Origin of the sequence: Pseudomonas sp. GL-R-19 (genome assembly GCF_019956375.1) — a bacterium.
Classification (GTDB): domain Bacteria; phylum Pseudomonadota; class Gammaproteobacteria; order Pseudomonadales; family Pseudomonadaceae; genus Aquipseudomonas.
In genome coordinates, this window is record NZ_JAHBDJ010000055.1 from 110,402 (window position 1) to 126,155 (window position 15,754).

General features: G+C 55.4%; 15 protein-coding genes. 11 read left to right on the plus strand and 4 right to left on the minus strand.

Annotation, left to right across the window (positions count from 1 at the left end; genetic code table 11):
* Window positions 1-32: 32 nt before the first annotated feature.
* The 3 genes from KGA83_RS23890 to KGA83_RS23900 are packed head-to-tail and all read right to left on the minus strand — an operon-like array spanning window position 33 to window position 2,461.
* On the minus strand, window positions 33-1,442 hold the full coding sequence (locus tag KGA83_RS23890) for an ArnT family glycosyltransferase (RefSeq protein WP_223531062.1): 1,410 nt from the start codon (window positions 1,440-1,442) through the stop codon (window positions 33-35).
* A gap of 3 nt (window positions 1,443-1,445) precedes the next feature.
* Window positions 1,446-1,724 (minus strand): lipid-A-disaccharide synthase N-terminal domain-containing protein, encoded by a 279-nt coding sequence (locus KGA83_RS23895; RefSeq protein ID WP_108219142.1) that lies wholly within the window; start codon window positions 1,722-1,724, stop codon window positions 1,446-1,448.
* Window positions 1,721-2,461, minus strand: coding sequence for a glycosyltransferase family 2 protein (locus KGA83_RS23900; protein WP_108219143.1), 741 nt, complete (start codon window positions 2,459-2,461; stop codon window positions 1,721-1,723). Before KGA83_RS23900 ends, KGA83_RS23895 begins: the two co-directional genes overlap by 4 nt.
* Before the next feature lie 305 nt (window positions 2,462-2,766).
* On the opposite strand from KGA83_RS23900, the gene KGA83_RS23905 reads away from it, so the two are divergent.
* Entirely contained in the window at window positions 2,767-3,411 is a 645-nt protein-coding gene (locus KGA83_RS23905) for a YceH family protein (protein WP_108219144.1), read from the plus strand.
* A gap of 161 nt (window positions 3,412-3,572) precedes the next feature.
* Here the strand turns inward: KGA83_RS23905 and KGA83_RS23910 are convergent, their stop codons facing one another.
* Window positions 3,573-4,391 (minus strand): shikimate 5-dehydrogenase, encoded by an 819-nt coding sequence (locus KGA83_RS23910; RefSeq protein WP_115948403.1) that lies wholly within the window; start codon window positions 4,389-4,391, stop codon window positions 3,573-3,575.
* A gap of 247 nt (window positions 4,392-4,638) precedes the next feature.
* Between KGA83_RS23910 and KGA83_RS23915 the strand changes: the two genes are divergently transcribed.
* The 10 genes from KGA83_RS23915 (at window position 4,639) to KGA83_RS23960 (ending at window position 15,733) form a co-directional block, all read left to right on the plus strand.
* The gene (locus KGA83_RS23915) at window positions 4,639-5,004 is read left to right on the plus strand and encodes a hypothetical protein (RefSeq protein ID WP_108219146.1); all 366 of its coding nucleotides are present in this window, start codon (window positions 4,639-4,641) and stop codon (window positions 5,002-5,004) included.
* 234 nt (window positions 5,005-5,238) lie between these two features.
* Window positions 5,239-5,433: a hypothetical protein gene (locus KGA83_RS23920; protein ID WP_008052996.1), complete on the plus strand. Its 195-nt coding sequence runs from the start codon at window positions 5,239-5,241 to the stop codon at window positions 5,431-5,433.
* Window positions 5,434-5,548: 115 nt separating this feature from the next.
* Complete coding sequence (locus KGA83_RS23925; protein ID WP_108219147.1) at window positions 5,549-5,740, plus strand: hypothetical protein; 192 nt, start codon at window positions 5,549-5,551, stop codon at window positions 5,738-5,740.
* A gap of 147 nt (window positions 5,741-5,887) precedes the next feature.
* Window positions 5,888-7,213 carry a tRNA 5-hydroxyuridine modification protein YegQ gene (gene yegQ / locus KGA83_RS23930; RefSeq protein ID WP_115948402.1) on the plus strand — a complete coding sequence of 442 codons (1,326 nt, stop codon included), beginning with the start codon at window positions 5,888-5,890 and terminating at the stop codon, window positions 7,211-7,213.
* Between the two features lie 155 nt (window positions 7,214-7,368).
* Window positions 7,369-8,160 (plus strand): CPBP family intramembrane glutamic endopeptidase, encoded by a 792-nt coding sequence (locus KGA83_RS23935; protein ID WP_223531063.1) that lies wholly within the window; start codon window positions 7,369-7,371, stop codon window positions 8,158-8,160.
* A 376-nt stretch (window positions 8,161-8,536) separates the two neighbouring features.
* Complete coding sequence (locus KGA83_RS23940) at window positions 8,537-9,331, plus strand: ABC transporter permease (protein WP_223531064.1); 795 nt, start codon at window positions 8,537-8,539, stop codon at window positions 9,329-9,331.
* Between the two features lie 13 nt (window positions 9,332-9,344).
* Window positions 9,345-9,998: an ABC transporter ATP-binding protein gene (locus tag KGA83_RS23945; RefSeq protein ID WP_108219151.1), complete on the plus strand. Its 654-nt coding sequence runs from the start codon at window positions 9,345-9,347 to the stop codon at window positions 9,996-9,998.
* A gap of 47 nt (window positions 9,999-10,045) precedes the next feature.
* The gene (locus KGA83_RS23950; protein WP_223531065.1) at window positions 10,046-11,152 is read left to right on the plus strand and encodes an ABC transporter permease; all 1,107 of its coding nucleotides are present in this window, start codon (window positions 10,046-10,048) and stop codon (window positions 11,150-11,152) included.
* 40 nt (window positions 11,153-11,192) lie between these two features.
* Window positions 11,193-12,254: a polysaccharide biosynthesis/export family protein gene (locus tag KGA83_RS23955; protein WP_223531098.1), complete on the plus strand. Its 1,062-nt coding sequence runs from the start codon at window positions 11,193-11,195 to the stop codon at window positions 12,252-12,254.
* A gap of 107 nt (window positions 12,255-12,361) precedes the next feature.
* Window positions 12,362-15,733, plus strand: coding sequence for an HAD family hydrolase (locus KGA83_RS23960; protein ID WP_223531066.1), 3,372 nt, complete (start codon window positions 12,362-12,364; stop codon window positions 15,731-15,733).
* Window positions 15,734-15,754 lie beyond the last annotated feature (21 nt).

Below are 15,754 nucleotides of genomic sequence, written 5' to 3' on the forward strand. Positions count from 1 at the left end.
GTGCTGCGCTGACTGCTCAGCCGTGAAGCCGATCAGCGGCAGTCTCCCCCCATGCGCACCAGCAGCGCCGCACGGTGCGGTTTGAGGTACGGGTTGATTTCACCGACCTGGCACGACGCCAGGTTCTGCAGTTCCGGTGCGAGGGGTTCTTGCACAAACAGCAGACCCGCCGGGCGGGACTCGGACTGCAACTGCGCCACCGTCAGCGGCGCCACCGGCCGACCCATGTAATAGACCAGGCGGATATCCGGTTCACCGAGGGTATAAGCCTTCTGTCCCGGCTGCCCATTGGCCAGCGTGGCCACCTGTTCAAGACCGCCAACCCGGTGCGACAGCACCCGCGCCTCGACGAACATGTAGAACACCACGAACCCGGCCAGCATCACATACGGCACAACGGCCAGGACCGTGCGCCAGCGCCCCTTCAGGTCCTCGAGCAGCGCCGACCAGTGCATCGCCAGCAGCAACGCCATCGACGGATAAACCGGCAACAGGTATTTGCCGTGCTTTTCAGTAAACAAGGAAAAAACCAGCAACGGCAGCAGACTGCAAATCAGCAACATGCCCGCCTCGCGGCGTGAGCGGATCATTGCCCAGAACTTGCGCGGCTGCACGAATGCGATCAGCCAGAACGGGAAGAAGTCACCGGCCAGGTACAACAGGTACGCATACCAGGCCTCGGCGCCCTGCCCGTCGATCTTCTTCACGATGTCTTCGCTGATGATCGAGGCCCAGATGCCCCAGCCTTGACTCACCGACACCGCCACGTACCAGGAACTGCCCAGCACCACGGCAATCAGCCAGCCCCAACCGTCGCACAGATAAGCCTTGGCCCGGGCATCGCGGTAGATCAAGGCGTAAGCCAGGATCGGGGCTGTCACCCACAACAGGCAGACGGGGCCTTTGGTCAGCAGCGCGCAACCCAGCAGCACGTAGCTGAGCCGACTCCACAAGACCCGGCGTTGCAGGAAGATGAACTGCCAGGCCGCCAACAGTGCGCCGAAGCACAGCAGGGTCAACAGCATCTCGATTTCCGAGCGCCGTGCGAACAGGCTGAAGGCACCGTTCGCGGCCAGGAACACCACGGCGAACAGACCGACCTGCCGCCCCGCCTGCCGAACGCCGTACCGATAGGTGCCCACACAGCACAAGGCGGCGGCCAGTGCCGAAGGCAGGCGCACACTCCACTCGGACAAGCTGCCCAGCACCGCCGTTGAAACCAGGCCGGCCCAATAGAAAAACGGCGGCTTGGACAAGTACAAGTCGCCGTTCATGTAAGGCAGCAGCCAGCTGCCTGCCTCGCGCATTTCGCGCACGGTAACGGCGCGGCGGGCCTCGTTGACACTGAGGAACGGCACGCTGCCCAGCCCCCAGAAAAACAGCAACGCCAGCGCAATGGCAACGAGCAACGTAATATTTCGGGTCGATAACGATCCGCGCATAACCTACTCCTTCAGGCTTTTACTTTTGGCGATCAACTGCAAGTTGCGAAAATAGACGATGGAGCCAAAGGCCTGGCCGGCGATGAACACCGGGTCCTCGCGATAAATGGCGTAGGCAAGCAGCAAGGTGCTGCCGACGATGCTCAGGTACCAGAAGCTCACGGGGATCACGCTGCGCTTCTTGTATTCGCTGTACAGCCACTGCAGGACAAACCGCCCGGTAAAGGCGATCTGGCCGGCAAAACCGACGATCAGCCACAAGGCTTCGCGGGAGAGATTCATCCTTCAATCTCCTGGGCAATGGTGTTCAGCCGTGTGCGCTTGATCAGCCACCAGACACCGAACAAATCGAGAATACCGACCAGGGCGCGGTCGAGGTTGCCGTATTTCGACACCCCGGCCGTGCGCGGCCGGTGATTGACCGGGTGCACGATCATGCGGCCGTTATGCCGCTGGATCAGCGCCGGAATGTAGCGATGCATGTGGTCGAAGTACGGCAGGCGCAAGAACGCCGCGCGCTCGATCAGCTTCAGGCCGCAACCGGTGTCCGGGGTGGCGTCCTTGAGCAGGCGGCAGCGCAGGTTGTTGGCGAACCGCGAGGCGTAGCGCTTGCTCGCCGTATCACGGCGATTGACCCGATGCCCGGCGACCAGTTGCACGTCGACCTGGCCCGGTTCGCCGCGCACCAGCGCCAGCATGCCGGGAATGTCCGCCGGGTCGTTCTGGCCGTCGCCATCGAGGGTCGCCAGCCATTGGCCGCGGGCCTCTCGTGCGGCGTGGTACAGCGAAGTGCTCTGCCCCAGCGAGCGCTCGTGATGCAGGATGCGCAGGGTGTTCAAGCCGTCGTGGCGGATCTGCCGCAACTCATGCAGGGTCGCGTCGGTGCTGCCATCGTCGACGACGATGATTTCATACGATTCAGCGGCCAATGCGACGCGGATTTCCTCAAGCAACGGCTTGAGGTTGTTCGCTTCGTTCTTGGCCGGGATCAGTACGGATACAAAAATGTCTTGGCTCATGGAGTCACTCTCGCCTTTATTGGATTTCTTTTATCAGAGGCGAATTTAGGTGTCGTACACCGGCCGACTCGATGCAGGGTTCAGCTATTTGGGGCGAAGTCGCCAACAATATCCCGCCCTGTGGACGCACTCGCGCGCGACCCCGCATACGGTGCCCGGCCAATTGTAAAAATGGCGTTAATAATTCATACACTTTTTGTAATCATTCCCTTGATGACACAACGAATTCGGTTGCCATTGGCGCCGGCCCATCTAAAGTGCATCCACGCGAGTGAAAAACATGAATCGGGTAAGGATGCAGAACCATGAGCACTGAGCAAGAAACGACTTTAGACGAGCCGCGACTCGACAGTACGGAAATCCGCATTCTGGGCTCGTTGATCGAGAAACAGGCCACCAGCCCGGAAACCTATCCCCTGACCCTCAATGCCCTGGTGATTGCCTGCAACCAGAAAACCAGCCGCGAACCGGTGATGAACCTCACACCAGGCCAGGTCGGCCATAGCCTGCGCGTCCTCGAAGGACGCGGTTTCACCAGACTGGTGATGGGCAGCCGCGCCGATCGCTGGGAGCACCGGGTCGACAAGGCCCTGGAACTGGTGCCGGCGCAGGTCATCCTGACCGGGCTGATGTTCCTGCGCGGCCCGCAGACCGTCAATGAACTGCTGACCCGCAGCGGCCGCATGCATGAATTCGAAGATGCCGAACAGGTGGTGCATCAACTCGAACGCCTGATTGCCCGGGGCCTGGCCGTACTGATTCCGCGTCAGGCCGGCCAGCGCGAAGACCGTTATACTCACGCCCTGGGTGATCCGGCGGATATCGAGGCGATCATGGCGGCAAGGAACAACCCGGCCGAACGTGGCAGCAGCGGGGTTTCGGTTGAACGGATCGAAGAGCTGGAAGCGCGGATTGCCGCACTGGAAGAACGACTGGCCCGCCTCGAGTAAACGCAGCCCCCGCATTGATTGGTGTCCGGCACGAAACCGGCGATCAACCTCAACCCCCTGTAGGAGCTGGCTTGCCAGCGAAGGCGGCCTGTCAGGCAACATCGATGTTGGATGGGCCGCCCTCTTCGCTGGCAAGCCAGCTCCTACGGAGGCTACATCGCCTAGCTGCGGGCAAACGCCACGGCCTTGTGGAATTGCTCGTCCGTCGGCCGTACGCCGGTATAGAGCACAAATTGCTCCAGTGCCTGGATCGCGATCACTTCCAGGCCGGTGATGACCCGCTTGCCTGCGGCACGAGCACGCACGATCAACGGTGTTTCCGAGGGAATCGCCACCACATCGAAGACAGTTTCCGCTTTTTCGATCACGTCCGCCTCAAAGGCCAGTTGATCGGCCTCCGGCCCTCCCGCCATGCCGATCGGGGTGACGTTGACCAGCATCTGCGGGCGACGATTGCCCAGCTCTGCCTGCCACTCATACCCCAGCGACTGCGCCAGCGCCTGACCGGCGCGCTCGTTACGGGCCACGATCAGGCCGTTTTCATAGCCGCCATCGCGCAAGGCGCTCGCCACGGCCTTGGCCATGCCGCCGCTGCCGCGCAAGGCAAAGGTCGAGTCCTTGGGCACCTGGTGTTTTTCCAGCAACTGGGCCACGGCGATGTAGTCGGTGTTGTAGGCCTTGAGATGACCGTCGGTGTTGACGATGGTGTTGATCGATTGAATGGCGGCGGCCGAGGCGTCGAGCTCATCCACCAGGGCAATGCAGGCTTCCTTGAACGGCATCGACACGCCACAGCCCCGAATCCGCAGGGCGCGAATGCCGGCAACGGCACCCGGCAGGTCCTGACTGGCAAAGGCCTTGTAGTAAAAATTCAGGCCCAGCTGTTCATACAGATGATTATGAAAACGCAGACCAAAGTTCCCGGGGCGCGCTGAAAGGGACATGCACAGCTGGGTGTCTTTGTTGGGGTTCATCTGCATGGGAAAGCTCCTTCAAATGCACTTTTCGGATGGACGGGGATTAGCCCTCCATCGGGTTCTGATCGATCATATAAACTTGATTACACGGGCTTAAACAGGCCGGTAAAAAAGTCGGTACAGACCTTACACAAAATTTACTCAACGGCCGTGCTGTTTTTCAGAAATACGCTGTCTTAGAAGTATCCCCGCGACAATCCTTGAGTCTATTGCAGACACAAGCGCCGGGCTGAAGAACCGAGGAACTATCATGATCCGTAAAGTCCCCACAGTTGCCTTACTGATCGGCGCCCTCGCTATCGCAGGACAGGCGCAAGCCCATGGTGGAGGCAATTACTGGCAAGGCCCGGCGGTGTTTGGCGCGATCGTCGGTACTGCCATTGTCGGCTCGGCCCTGATCAACGCCAACCGCCCGGTCTATGTCGCACCGCAACCGGTCTACTACCAGCCCGCGCCGGTTTATTACGCACCACCGCCTCCGGTTTACTACCAGCCGGCCCCGGTCTACGTGCAACAACCGATCTACTACCGCCCGGCCCCGATGTACTACGGACCACCTCGTGGTTACTACGGCCCGCCACGCGGCCACTACGGCCATCACTACGGCCGCTGGTAACGGACTCATCAGGCCCCGCTGAAACAGCGGGGCTTTTTTATCCCTTTTGTCGGTGCAGGTCTGGATAAATCTCGCCAAGGTCGCTATCGGGACAATGCCCGTGGTGGAAACGGGCAAGATGGACTCGATCCGTTTTCTGCCATGCGGCATAAAACGGTCATATTTTTGTCATGACAGTTCCGCAAGCTCGGTGCTGTCCGTCGATAACAGGTTGATAACAACAAGGACGACCACATGCCAACGCAAAACCCGCACCGCATCGTCGGTCTGTGCACCTCCAGCAAGGTCTACAACGCACTGACCGAACTCAAGCACCTGGAAGGCCATCGCAGCGCCAAGTTTCTCTCGCTGCTGACGCAAAGCCTGGTACGCAAGGGCCTGCTCAACGAGCAGGAAGTGGTTCATATGCTCGATCAGGTGGTCAGCTGACCGACCGACGGTCGTTTACCCCCGCCGGCATCAATGACCACTATCGAAAGCGTTGATTACCCCTCGAGGCACCCGGACCTTAAAGTAACTCCACAGATTGATGGAGGTACTTGTCATGTCCAAGGTTCAGATCATGTCCGTTATCGGTAGCGCCGTCCCCCCACAGCTCAGAGAGCTGGGCATGCTCGCCTGCTGGTATCTGGTGCAGGACGGCGTGCAGATCAGCGGCCCGCTCACTTCGCTGCCCGCCGCCCGGGAGCTGTCGCAACGCATTGGCACCGGCCAGTCCGGCAGGCTCAGCGCCTGAGGCAGCCGGATGAAAAAGCTGGCGATGACGTTTAGTTCGCCACGGTTCGCGCGAATGCCATCGGTTTGTTGATCTGGCATAGATCCAGGTCAATAAACCCTCGCCACAGGGCAGTTACCCTGTGCGGCTTTTGCGACCGACACTGTCATGAACCTCTGCGCACCAGAACTGCTCGCCCCCGCCGGCACCCTGAAAAACATGCGTTACGCTTTCGCCTACGGCGCCGATGCCGTGTACGCCGGCCAGCCGCGCTACAGCCTGCGGGTGCGCAACAACGAATTCGATCACGCCAACCTGGCCCTGGGCATTCGCGAGGCACAGGCTCAGGGCAAGCGCTTTTACGTGGTGGTGAACATCGCGCCGCACAACGCCAAGCTCAAGACCTTTCTCAAGGACCTTGAACCGGTGATCGCCATGGCCCCGGATGCACTGATCATGTCCGACCCCGGCCTGATCATGCTGGTACGCCGGCACTACCCGCAGATGCCGATCCACCTTTCGGTGCAGGCCAATACGGTGAACTGGGCAAGTGTCGAGTTCTGGCAGCAGCAAGGCCTGGGCCGGATCATCCTGTCCCGGGAACTGTCGCTGGAAGAAATCGCCGAGATCCGCGAGCAAGTGCCCGCCATGGAGCTGGAAGTGTTCGTGCACGGCGCGCTGTGCATGGCCTATTCCGGGCGCTGCCTGCTGTCGGGCTACATGAACAGGCGCGATGCCAATCAGGGCAGTTGCACCAATGCCTGTCGCTGGAAATATTCAGCGCAACCGGCCACCGAAAACCAGCTCGGCGAGATCGTCCAGACATTCGATCCCCAACCGACCCTGGGCATCGGCACGCCTACCGACCAGGTGTTCCTGTTGCAGGAAGCCAATCGTCCCGGCGAACAGATGCCCGCCTTCGAAGACGAGCACGGCACTTACATCATGAACGCCAAGGACCTGCGCGCCGTGCAGCACGTCGAACGCCTGACGCACATGGGCGTGCACTCCCTGAAAATCGAAGGCCGGACCAAATCGCACTTTTATTGCGCGCGCACCACCCAGGTCTATCGCCGTGCCATCGACGACGCAGTGGCGGGCCGGGACTTCGACCGCGGCCTGATGACCGACCTGGAATCCCTCGCCCAGCGCGGCTACACCGAAGGTTTTCTACGCCGGCATGTACATGACGAGTACCAGAACTACCAGAACGGCAGCTCGGTGTCGGAGCGCCAGCAGTTTGTCGGTGAACTGACGGGCCAGCGCCGGGATCGACTGGCCGAGATCAAGGTGAAGAACCGCTTCGGCCTGGGCGATCACATGGAACTGATGACGCCCAAGGGCAACTTCCACTTCGATCTGCATCAGTTGCAAAACGCCAAGGGTGAAGCGATCGAGGTTGCGCCGGGCGATGGGCATACGGTGTATTTGCCGATACCGGATGCGGTGGATCTGGAGTTTGGGTTGTTGATGCGGGATGTGGGTGTGAACTGATCTTCAAATACACACATAACCCTGTAGGAGCGAGCTTGCTCGCGATTGCGGTTTGCCAGTTAACATTGCTGTGACTGATCGATCGCTATCGCGAACAAGCTCGCTCCCACAAGGGGCCGAGCCACTTTGCAGAATCTCATGCACAAGGACTCAACATGCTTGCCCTGCCATGGATCAACCTGGCCCTCCTCTCCCTCGGCTACGGCCTCGCTTTAATCTACGGCCAACTCGGCTGGCTGGCCGCGATCTCCGTCGGGTTGTTGCTGTTCGCCGGTTTCGTAGTCCGCCAGCAAAAACTCCCCATCGCCCGCTATCTCGGCCACGGCTTGTTCATCTTCATGGCCCTGGCGCTGGCAATGCATTGGCTCCCCGGTTTCTACAATGGTCGCGGCATCGATCCTCAGCGACTCACCGACGATGGCGTGCCATTTTCCATGTACCTGAATCAGGACAAACCCCTGATTGGCTTCTGGCTATTACTGGTCTGCCCGTGGATTGTCGGCCGGCGTTCGTTGCGCCCTTCCATCTATGCCACCGCTATCGCGCTGCCCCTGAGCGCCGTGCTGGCCCTGGGTGGCGCGCTCTTGCTGGGTGTCATCAGTTGGGCACCGAAATGGCCGGACCACGCATGGCTGTGGGTGCTTAATAATCTGCTGCTGGTGACGCTGGTGGAGGAAGCGCTGTTTCGCGGCTACATCCAGGGCGGTCTGAGTCGGTGCTTCAATGACCTGCCCTACGGCGAAAACCTGGCCCTTCTACTGGCATCGCTATTGTTCGGCCTGGCGCATGTGGGCGCAGGCTGGCAGTGGGTGTTGCTGGCGAGCCTGGCGGGGGTCGGTTATGGCCTGGCCTACCGTTTCGGCGGCTTGGGTGCAGCCATTGCCACCCACTTCGGTTTGAATCTGCTGCACTTCGGATTGTTCACTTATCCAATGCTGGCCGGGTAGCTGAGCACCGATTGAAAACACCAACCGGACCAGTTGCCATCAACTGCTTCGGACGCTGATTTTCGCATCTCCAATCGCCCTTCCGATAACTGCGCGTCGACGTTATAAATCATTCAAATGCCGACGCGATTCTGACACCACCATTGACAACACCCAATAAACACTGAACAAAATCGGTTTTTTTGCGCCTGAGCAGCCCGTGCTTACAGTTATTTTTCGTCAGGCACTACCAGGGAACCAATCGCCTTGACTACTGTCTTGCGCTGCGTTTAACCTCCCGCCCCACGAATGGAAGCGAACCGTTCTACACGACGGCGTCCTCTGAAAATGAATTCTAACAACGCGTTTAGCGCGCCGTTGTGCCGTGCGGTAAATCATGCTGAAGCCTCGCTCTCCCCTCCAAATCAAAAAATCCGTCATTTTTGCCCTGGTGCTGCGTGAAGCGCGTTCGCGTTTTGGCGACCGGCGCATGGGGGCGAGCTGGACACTGATCGAGCCGATCGTCCACCTGTTGATTCTGAGCGTAGCGTTCACCCTGATTCGCGGCAGCACCGTCGCCGGCATCGATTTCCCGGTGTTCGTCCTGGTCGGACTTGCACCGTTCCTGCTGTTTCGCAACACCGCTTTACGCTTGATGAACAGCCCCAAGGAAAACCGCTCACTGTTTGCCTACAAACAGATCAAGCCGCTGGACACCTACATCGCCCGGGTTCTGGTGGAGTTCAGCATTTCCGCGAGCGCATACGCCATCCTGGTGTTCGGCTTTGCATGGTACGGCTTCGACATGTCCATCAAATCCCCCATCGAGTGGATGCTGACCATCCTTCTGGGCGTCCTGTTCTCCTTTGGCCTGGGCATGTTGCTGTCGCTGATTGCCCACGCCATGCCTAGCAGCACCCTCTTTCTGCGGATGATGTTCTTCCCGCTGTACTTCCTCTCAGGCGTGCTGATTCCCGCCGCCTACCTGCCTCACGCCATGCTGCCACTGCTGCTGTTCAATCCATTCCTGCACCTGCTGGAACTGATCCGCGCCGAAATCTTCCCGCACTACGTTCCGGTCGATGGTGTGTCGGCGCACTACGTCATCGCGTTCACCCTGGTCTTGCTGTTCGTCTCCCTCGGCACTTACCGGGTTCGTCGACTGCATTTGATCTCCACCAAGAACGGCTAACCGCAGGCTTCCCGTGTTCGAGCTCAGAAATATCACCAAGTCTTACCTGACCCCCAAAGGTCGCCGGCACGTGTTCCGCGACCTGTCACTGCAGATTCCGCCGGGCAAAAACATCGGCCTGATCGGTCGTAACGGCTCGGGTAAATCGACCCTGATGCGTCTGTTGGGCGGTGCCGACGTACCGGACTCCGGCACGGTGGTCACCAACAAGAGCATTTCCTGGCCGGTGGGTTTGTCCGGAGGTCTACACGGCACCATGACCGGGCGCGAAAACATCAAGTTCGTCAGCCGGGTATACGGCGCGGAAGGCGACGCCATGCGCCAGAAAGTCAGCTATGTCGAAGACTTCGCGGAAATCGGCAGCTGGATCGACGAGCCGGTCAAGACCTACTCCTCCGGCATGCGCTCGCGCCTGGCCTTCGGCCTGAGCATGGCCTTCGACTTCGACTATTACCTGATCGACGAAGTGATGTCGGTAGGTGACGCGCACTTCAAGCGCAAGTGCGCGGACGTGTTCGAAACTCGCCTGCAGAAATCCAAGGTGGTGCTGGTATCCCACAGCATGCCCGAAATCAAAAAGCTCTGTGACGTCGTGCTGCTGGTGCGCGATGGCGGGGTGCAGATCTATGACGATGTCGATGAAGGCATCAAGGCCTACAACACCTGATCGCCTGACCGTGGCGTGACAGTTTCATTTCAAGGATGCGTGAGCATATGAGCAGTACGGGTAAATTCAAGGGCTGGCGCCTGACACTGGGGCTGATCGTGCTGCCAATGGTACTGGCCGCCGTTTACTACAGCTTTTTCGCCGTGGATCGCTATGTCAGCTCCGCGCAAGTGGTTGTACGCCAGGACGGCAACAACCCGGCGGCGCAAATGCCTGGCCTGAGCATGCTGCTCAGCGGTGCCAACCCGGCTTCCCGCGAAGAAACCCTTTACCTGCGCGAATACATTGTGTCGATGGACATGATGCAACTGCTGGAAGATCGCCTGCACTGGGTCGAGCAATACAGCAAGCAACGCAGCGACCCGTTCTTCTGGCTGGCCACCGACACCGAACGCGAAGACCTGCTCGAGTACTACCAGCGCATGGTCTCGGCTCATTACGACGAAACCACCGGCCTGCTGAAAGTTGAAGTGCAAGCCTTCAGCCCGGAACTGGCCGAGCAAATGGTCAAGACCATTCTGGAAGCCAGCGAACACTTCGTGAACGAAGTCTCCCACAGCATTGCCCGCGAGCAGATGCGCTTCGCCCAGGGCGAGCTGGAAGGCGCGAAAAAGAACTACACCAAACGCAAGGAAGAGCTGCTGAGCTTCCAGAACCGCAACAAGGTACTGGACGGTAAAAGCTCGGCTCAAGGCCGTGCCAGCATCATCGACACCCTCGAAGGTGAGCACTCCAAAGAGCGCGCCGTACTCACGCAAATGAGCTACAAGCTTCGCCCGGACTCACCTCAGGTCAAGCAACAGCAGCAACGCGTCAGTGCCATTCGTGAACAACTTGCTGCCGAGAAACGCTTGTTGGTTTCCGCTCCCGATGGAGACCAATTGAACGTCGTCGCTTCGCGCTTCCAGCAATTGACCCTGGACGCCGGCATCGCCGAAGAAACCTACAAGACCGCCGTTGCCGCACTGGACAACGCCCGTATCGAAGCCAGCAAGAAGATTCGCACCCTGGTCACCGTGGTCAGCCCGAACACCCCGCAAATGGCCCTGTATCCGGAGCGCTGGTACAACCTGGCAACCATCTTCCTGGCCCTGCTTCTGCTCTACGGCATTACCCGCTTCCTAATTGCATCGATCGAGGATCATCGTGATTAAATCCATTTCCGGCCTGCCCCTTCGCCCCCTGAACTTGAACATGCGAAACAGCGCTGTTGCGGGTTTGATGCTGGTGACCCTCACTTTGTCTGGTTGCAGCGGCGTCATGTCCGGTGCCGGCCCTTACAAAGGCGATATCGAAAACAAAAGCCAAAATATTGCGTATGACCTGGTGGACATCAACGCCAACACCATCGCACCGTTTATGCGTCCAGCCGCCAAACCGGCCAAAGCCACAATCACCACTCCCCTGGCGCAAAGCGTGCGCCTGATGGGCGGTGACGTGATCAACGTGCTGATCACCGACAACGCTCCAGAAGGCAGTGGCCTGTTTGCCCCGCTTTCCACGGGCGGTACCCAACTCAAAGTACGCATCGACGACAACGGAATGATCTCCCTGCCGTACGTTGGCCATCAGTTCGTTGCCGGCATGACCCTGATCCAGGTCGAAGACATGATTCGCCAGAAGCTCAAGGGCGTGACCACTGACGTGCAAGCGCATGTTGATCTGGTTGGCGATCTGTCTGGCTCGGTGCTGGTGGCGGGTGCGGTAAAGGCCCCGGGACGTTTCTCCACCCTGCAAGGTCCGCTGACACTGCTTGATGCCGTCAACCAGGCTGGCGGTCCGGTGATGGAACCGCATTTGGTTAATGTCACTGTGCGTAATGGTGCTCAAGCCAATACCTTCAACTACGAAGATATCCTTGCCGGTAACAACTTCGTGCTGAAGCCAAACTCCGAAGTGGTTCTGGACCGCGCACGCCAACGCTTTGTGGCGATGGGTGCCGTGGGCGAGCCAGGCCTGCACGACCTGCCCTCTCAAAACGCCAGCTTGCTGGATGCTCTGGGTTCTGTGGGCGGCTTGAAAGAGGCAAACGCGAATCCACAGGGTGTGTTCGTGTTTCGGATGGGGGAAAGTGAAACAAAGCCTACTGTTCTGCGTATTGATATGCGTGATCCGGCAGCGATGTTCTTTGCTCGCCAAGTTGTAGTAAAGCCGGACGACACGATTTATGTCACCAATGCTGCGATTTATGAATGGCAAAAAATCATTTCACCGATCGTGCAAACGATGATTTTGGGCAACGCCATTAGTAAATAGCCAACAATATAAGCTAAAAGTCAAAAACACTTATTGCAAGTTAAACTACCTACCTTTTTAGCCTAGGAAGGCCGTAGGTAGTTATCAAAACACCAGGACAGATAAATATGTTTGATTCAATATTTCTATGCGCAGACTTCCTAGCAACAAAAGAAAGCGAACAAGCAAACAATACTCGCTGGCTAATTGACATCCTCAAACGACCCATGCATCAAGCAGCCAATATTTTACCGGTAGAGTTTAAAAGCGCCGTCTCTGAAAAAAACGGATTCGTAAGAAATAAATTTTTCGCATTATCCAACGTCAACCTTGACCCAAAAGAGATGCAGTTCGACTTCAACTCGAACAACATCAACCAAGAGTCAATCTCTTATTTAAAAGAGCACATCCCAGAGAGCGCACTGGTAGTTGGCTATGAATTCTCTGCTGCCACACGCGAGATAATGGATCGCTGCAAAATCACATACATCGACATTTGGCTTCACCCCATCCGCTATTTGGACGATGTGCTTTTCGCATTTAATTCCAACAAAGAAACGATTAAAGAAGCACTACAAAAATACAACCTAAATGAGGATATTTATTTTTCGTATGCCGATAGACTTCGAGTTCAAAACTACAAAGGGTTCAGAAGAGCCAAATTAGATCTTTTAGCCGACTCAGCGCTGTTCGTCGGTCAAACACTTTATGACAAAGCAATTTCCTCAAACGGAAAAATGTTATCACTATTAGATTTCAAAGATGAGTTCACAAAACTCTGCGAAACTCACGAACACGTCTACTATAGTCGCCACCCTTTTGTAAAAAGTGGTGACGAGGAAGTACTCTCTTACATCAAACGGCATCGAAACGTAACCATTACCGATGAGCCAACTTATTTCTTAATTGCATCAGACGAAATAAAAACCGTCGCCTCACTATCTTCCTCCGTTGTACACGAAGCGAAATACTTCTCTAAAAACACAAAGTTTTTCTTTAAGCCGGTAATAACCATCGGAAATACTCAGCAATGCTACTCATCGGTATTTCAGTCATTCATGTTCGGCCATTTCTGGTCAGATGTCTTATCATCCGTATTCAATGTAAACAAACTCGAAGAAACAAGTTATTTTGACGGAAAAGACAAAATACGGGACATGCTTTCGTTTTACTGGGGCTACAGAAACATCGACAAACTGGAAAGCCTGAAGCAGACCGTAGGTAGCCTCTACGAAAAAAAAAATAATGTAACGACCCTTCCTAAAAAAACTCAAGAACCTAACTGGCGAGCGGAAATTGAAAGATCGAGCATTGTCTCCTTTGACGTGTTTGATACTTTAATTTCTCGCTCGTACTATTTCCCTACGGATGTCTTTGCGTTCTGTGAAGCTGGAGCAAGACAAGCAACCAATGGAAAGGTTAAAAACTTCCGAAACAATCGGATGCTTGCGGAAAAGAAAACGCGAGAAGCCCAATTCCTGAAAGACGGAAAGCAAGAAGTAAGCACCTTAGATGTATACGATGAACTTGCACGCCTATACGACCTAACCCAAGACGAAAAGAAAAACCTTCTCGAACTTGAACTAACCTCAGAGTTTCGAGTAAGCGTCCGCCGAGACATCGGATGGGCAATGTATAAATACGCCAAAAAACTCGGCAAAGAAATTATCGCAATATCAGACACCACACACACCCTTGAGTTTATTACATCACTCTTAAATAAGAGCGGATACAACGAATTCACAAAAATATACGTATCCTCTGAGGCTGGCTTCAGAAAACATGAAGGTGAATTATTTGACTGCGTTGCCGACGAGTTAAATATAGACCGTAAAGACATTTTGCATATTGGTGACAACCTCAAGGGTGACTATCAGTCAGCCATGGCAAAAGGATTACAAAGCTATAGAATTCCCCGCGCAAGCGAAAACCTTGAAAAAGCACAAGGATTTACACCTCTAATCCAGGAACTAAAACTTGGAAAGACCGAATTTGACAGCGTTCTATTCTCTCTAATTGCTCGTAATTATTATGATTCCCCGACACCTCAAATAAAGCCAAAAACACTATTCAATGGTGAATCTTTTAATCTTGGCTTCTCTGCCCTTGGCCCTGTAATTAGTGGGTTTGCCGCGTGGATATACAAAGAGGCGATTAAATCCGGCATCACAGACATCTACTTTTTATCCAGAGACGGATTAATCGCAAAAAAAGTTTTTGACGCACTTTTCTTAAATGTGCCAAACTCGCCAAAGACTCATTACATATATGCTTCTCGGCGAGCTGCAAGAGTTTCGTCGATCTACTGCCTCGCGGACATCCTCGAGATAGCAAACAAACATATCTATGCAACATCCATAGGCGAATATCTGTGGAGTCGTTTCGGTCTACCCACAGACTCCATATCAGATGAAGAGTATAAGCAGTTTGGTTTTGAGAGCGGCGCAGCACTTATAGGTGCAAAATTTCCGAAAGATGTAATTTTGGCGCTCATAGAGTCTATTAGCGAAAGAATACTGGCTGCCGCCAAAGTAGAGAGAGAGAACTATCTAAAATACCTAAAAGGCCACAACCTTGATAAGGCGCCATCTAGTGCACTCGTGGACATCGGTTATGCTGGCTCCATGCAAGCAGCCCTCCAGAGAATAACAAACAAAAATTTCCTTGGACTCTACTTTGCAACATTCTCTAGCGCTCGAAACGAGCCATTAAATACCGAACACATGCGGGGCTATGTTACCCACTTATCAGCCGCCAACGGCAAAGAGCACGGCATTCAAACGCATCGTTTCGTTTATGAATCCATATTCTGCGCGGCCCATGATTCATTCATTTGCATTGAAAACAATCAAGACACACTCACTCCAGTCTTTGATAACTCCGAGCATGATGATCTGCGCCATTCACTGATCACACAAATCCATGGTGGTGTCGAGGCATTTGCCCACGCCGTTGCTACCGAAACAAATGACACGACCACTCTCAACATTGAGGCCAAGTCCTCCACCCGGATTCTAGATTACTGGTTGCAGACACCAACAATTGATGACGCGCTTATTCTAGAGGGCCTGAGATTCCATGACCCTCTTGGGCCGAGCACTGCACGCTATATTGTCTTGCCGCGTGAACTTAAGGATTCTCCTGACGCCGGAAAAATGTCTATTTGGCCTGAGGGCTTTAGAGCACTCCAACGACTGAAAGGTCCTGCTGCTCAACCGGTGCAGATACCAGCGCCAGCAAAAGCACAGGTACTTAAACAATCAGAAGCACCTTCAGCTCCGAGAGTCGGTATAGAATACAATATACAAAATACAAAAAGACGCCGACGCCTAAATCCAATTGCGCTCGTCATTTCCCCATTTGAGTCGCGCATTATTAGCAAAACGTGCAGCGAGAAAAAAATTGAAAAATACAACAACAACCGAGATAAATTTTTTGCAGACGCGAAAAAACCGATAGTTCGACTTTACGGAAAATACTCTTCAATATTCCTTTCGTAAAACAAAATAATCACAAAATCG

What these genes read in the sequence shown, in the direction of transcription:
- KGA83_RS23925 (WP_108219147.1), top strand. Translation starts at nt 5,549, where the DNA reads ATGTCCAAGGTTCAGATCATGTCCGTTATCGGTAGCGCCGTCCCCCCA.
- yegQ (WP_115948402.1), top strand. Translation starts at nt 5,888, where the DNA reads ATGAACCTCTGCGCACCAGAACTGCTCGCCCCCGCCGGCACCCTGAAA.
- KGA83_RS23920 (WP_008052996.1), top strand. Translation starts at nt 5,239, where the DNA reads ATGCCAACGCAAAACCCGCACCGCATCGTCGGTCTGTGCACCTCCAGC.
- KGA83_RS23905 (WP_108219144.1), top strand. Translation starts at nt 2,767, where the DNA reads ATGAGCACTGAGCAAGAAACGACTTTAGACGAGCCGCGACTCGACAGT.
- KGA83_RS23940 (WP_223531064.1), top strand. Translation starts at nt 8,537, where the DNA reads ATGCTGAAGCCTCGCTCTCCCCTCCAAATCAAAAAATCCGTCATTTTT.
- KGA83_RS23890 (WP_223531062.1), bottom strand. Translation starts at nt 1,442, where the DNA reads ATGCGCGGATCGTTATCGACCCGAAATATTACGTTGCTCGTTGCCATT.
- KGA83_RS23915 (WP_108219146.1), top strand. Translation starts at nt 4,639, where the DNA reads ATGATCCGTAAAGTCCCCACAGTTGCCTTACTGATCGGCGCCCTCGCT.
- KGA83_RS23950 (WP_223531065.1), top strand. Translation starts at nt 10,046, where the DNA reads ATGAGCAGTACGGGTAAATTCAAGGGCTGGCGCCTGACACTGGGGCTG.
- KGA83_RS23960 (WP_223531066.1), top strand. Translation starts at nt 12,362, where the DNA reads ATGTTTGATTCAATATTTCTATGCGCAGACTTCCTAGCAACAAAAGAA.
- KGA83_RS23935 (WP_223531063.1), top strand. Translation starts at nt 7,369, where the DNA reads ATGCTTGCCCTGCCATGGATCAACCTGGCCCTCCTCTCCCTCGGCTAC.
- KGA83_RS23895 (WP_108219142.1), bottom strand. Translation starts at nt 1,724, where the DNA reads ATGAATCTCTCCCGCGAAGCCTTGTGGCTGATCGTCGGTTTTGCCGGC.
- KGA83_RS23910 (WP_115948403.1), bottom strand. Translation starts at nt 4,391, where the DNA reads ATGCAGATGAACCCCAACAAAGACACCCAGCTGTGCATGTCCCTTTCA.
- KGA83_RS23955 (WP_223531098.1), top strand. Translation starts at nt 11,193, where the DNA reads ATGCGAAACAGCGCTGTTGCGGGTTTGATGCTGGTGACCCTCACTTTG.
- KGA83_RS23900 (WP_108219143.1), bottom strand. Translation starts at nt 2,461, where the DNA reads ATGAGCCAAGACATTTTTGTATCCGTACTGATCCCGGCCAAGAACGAA.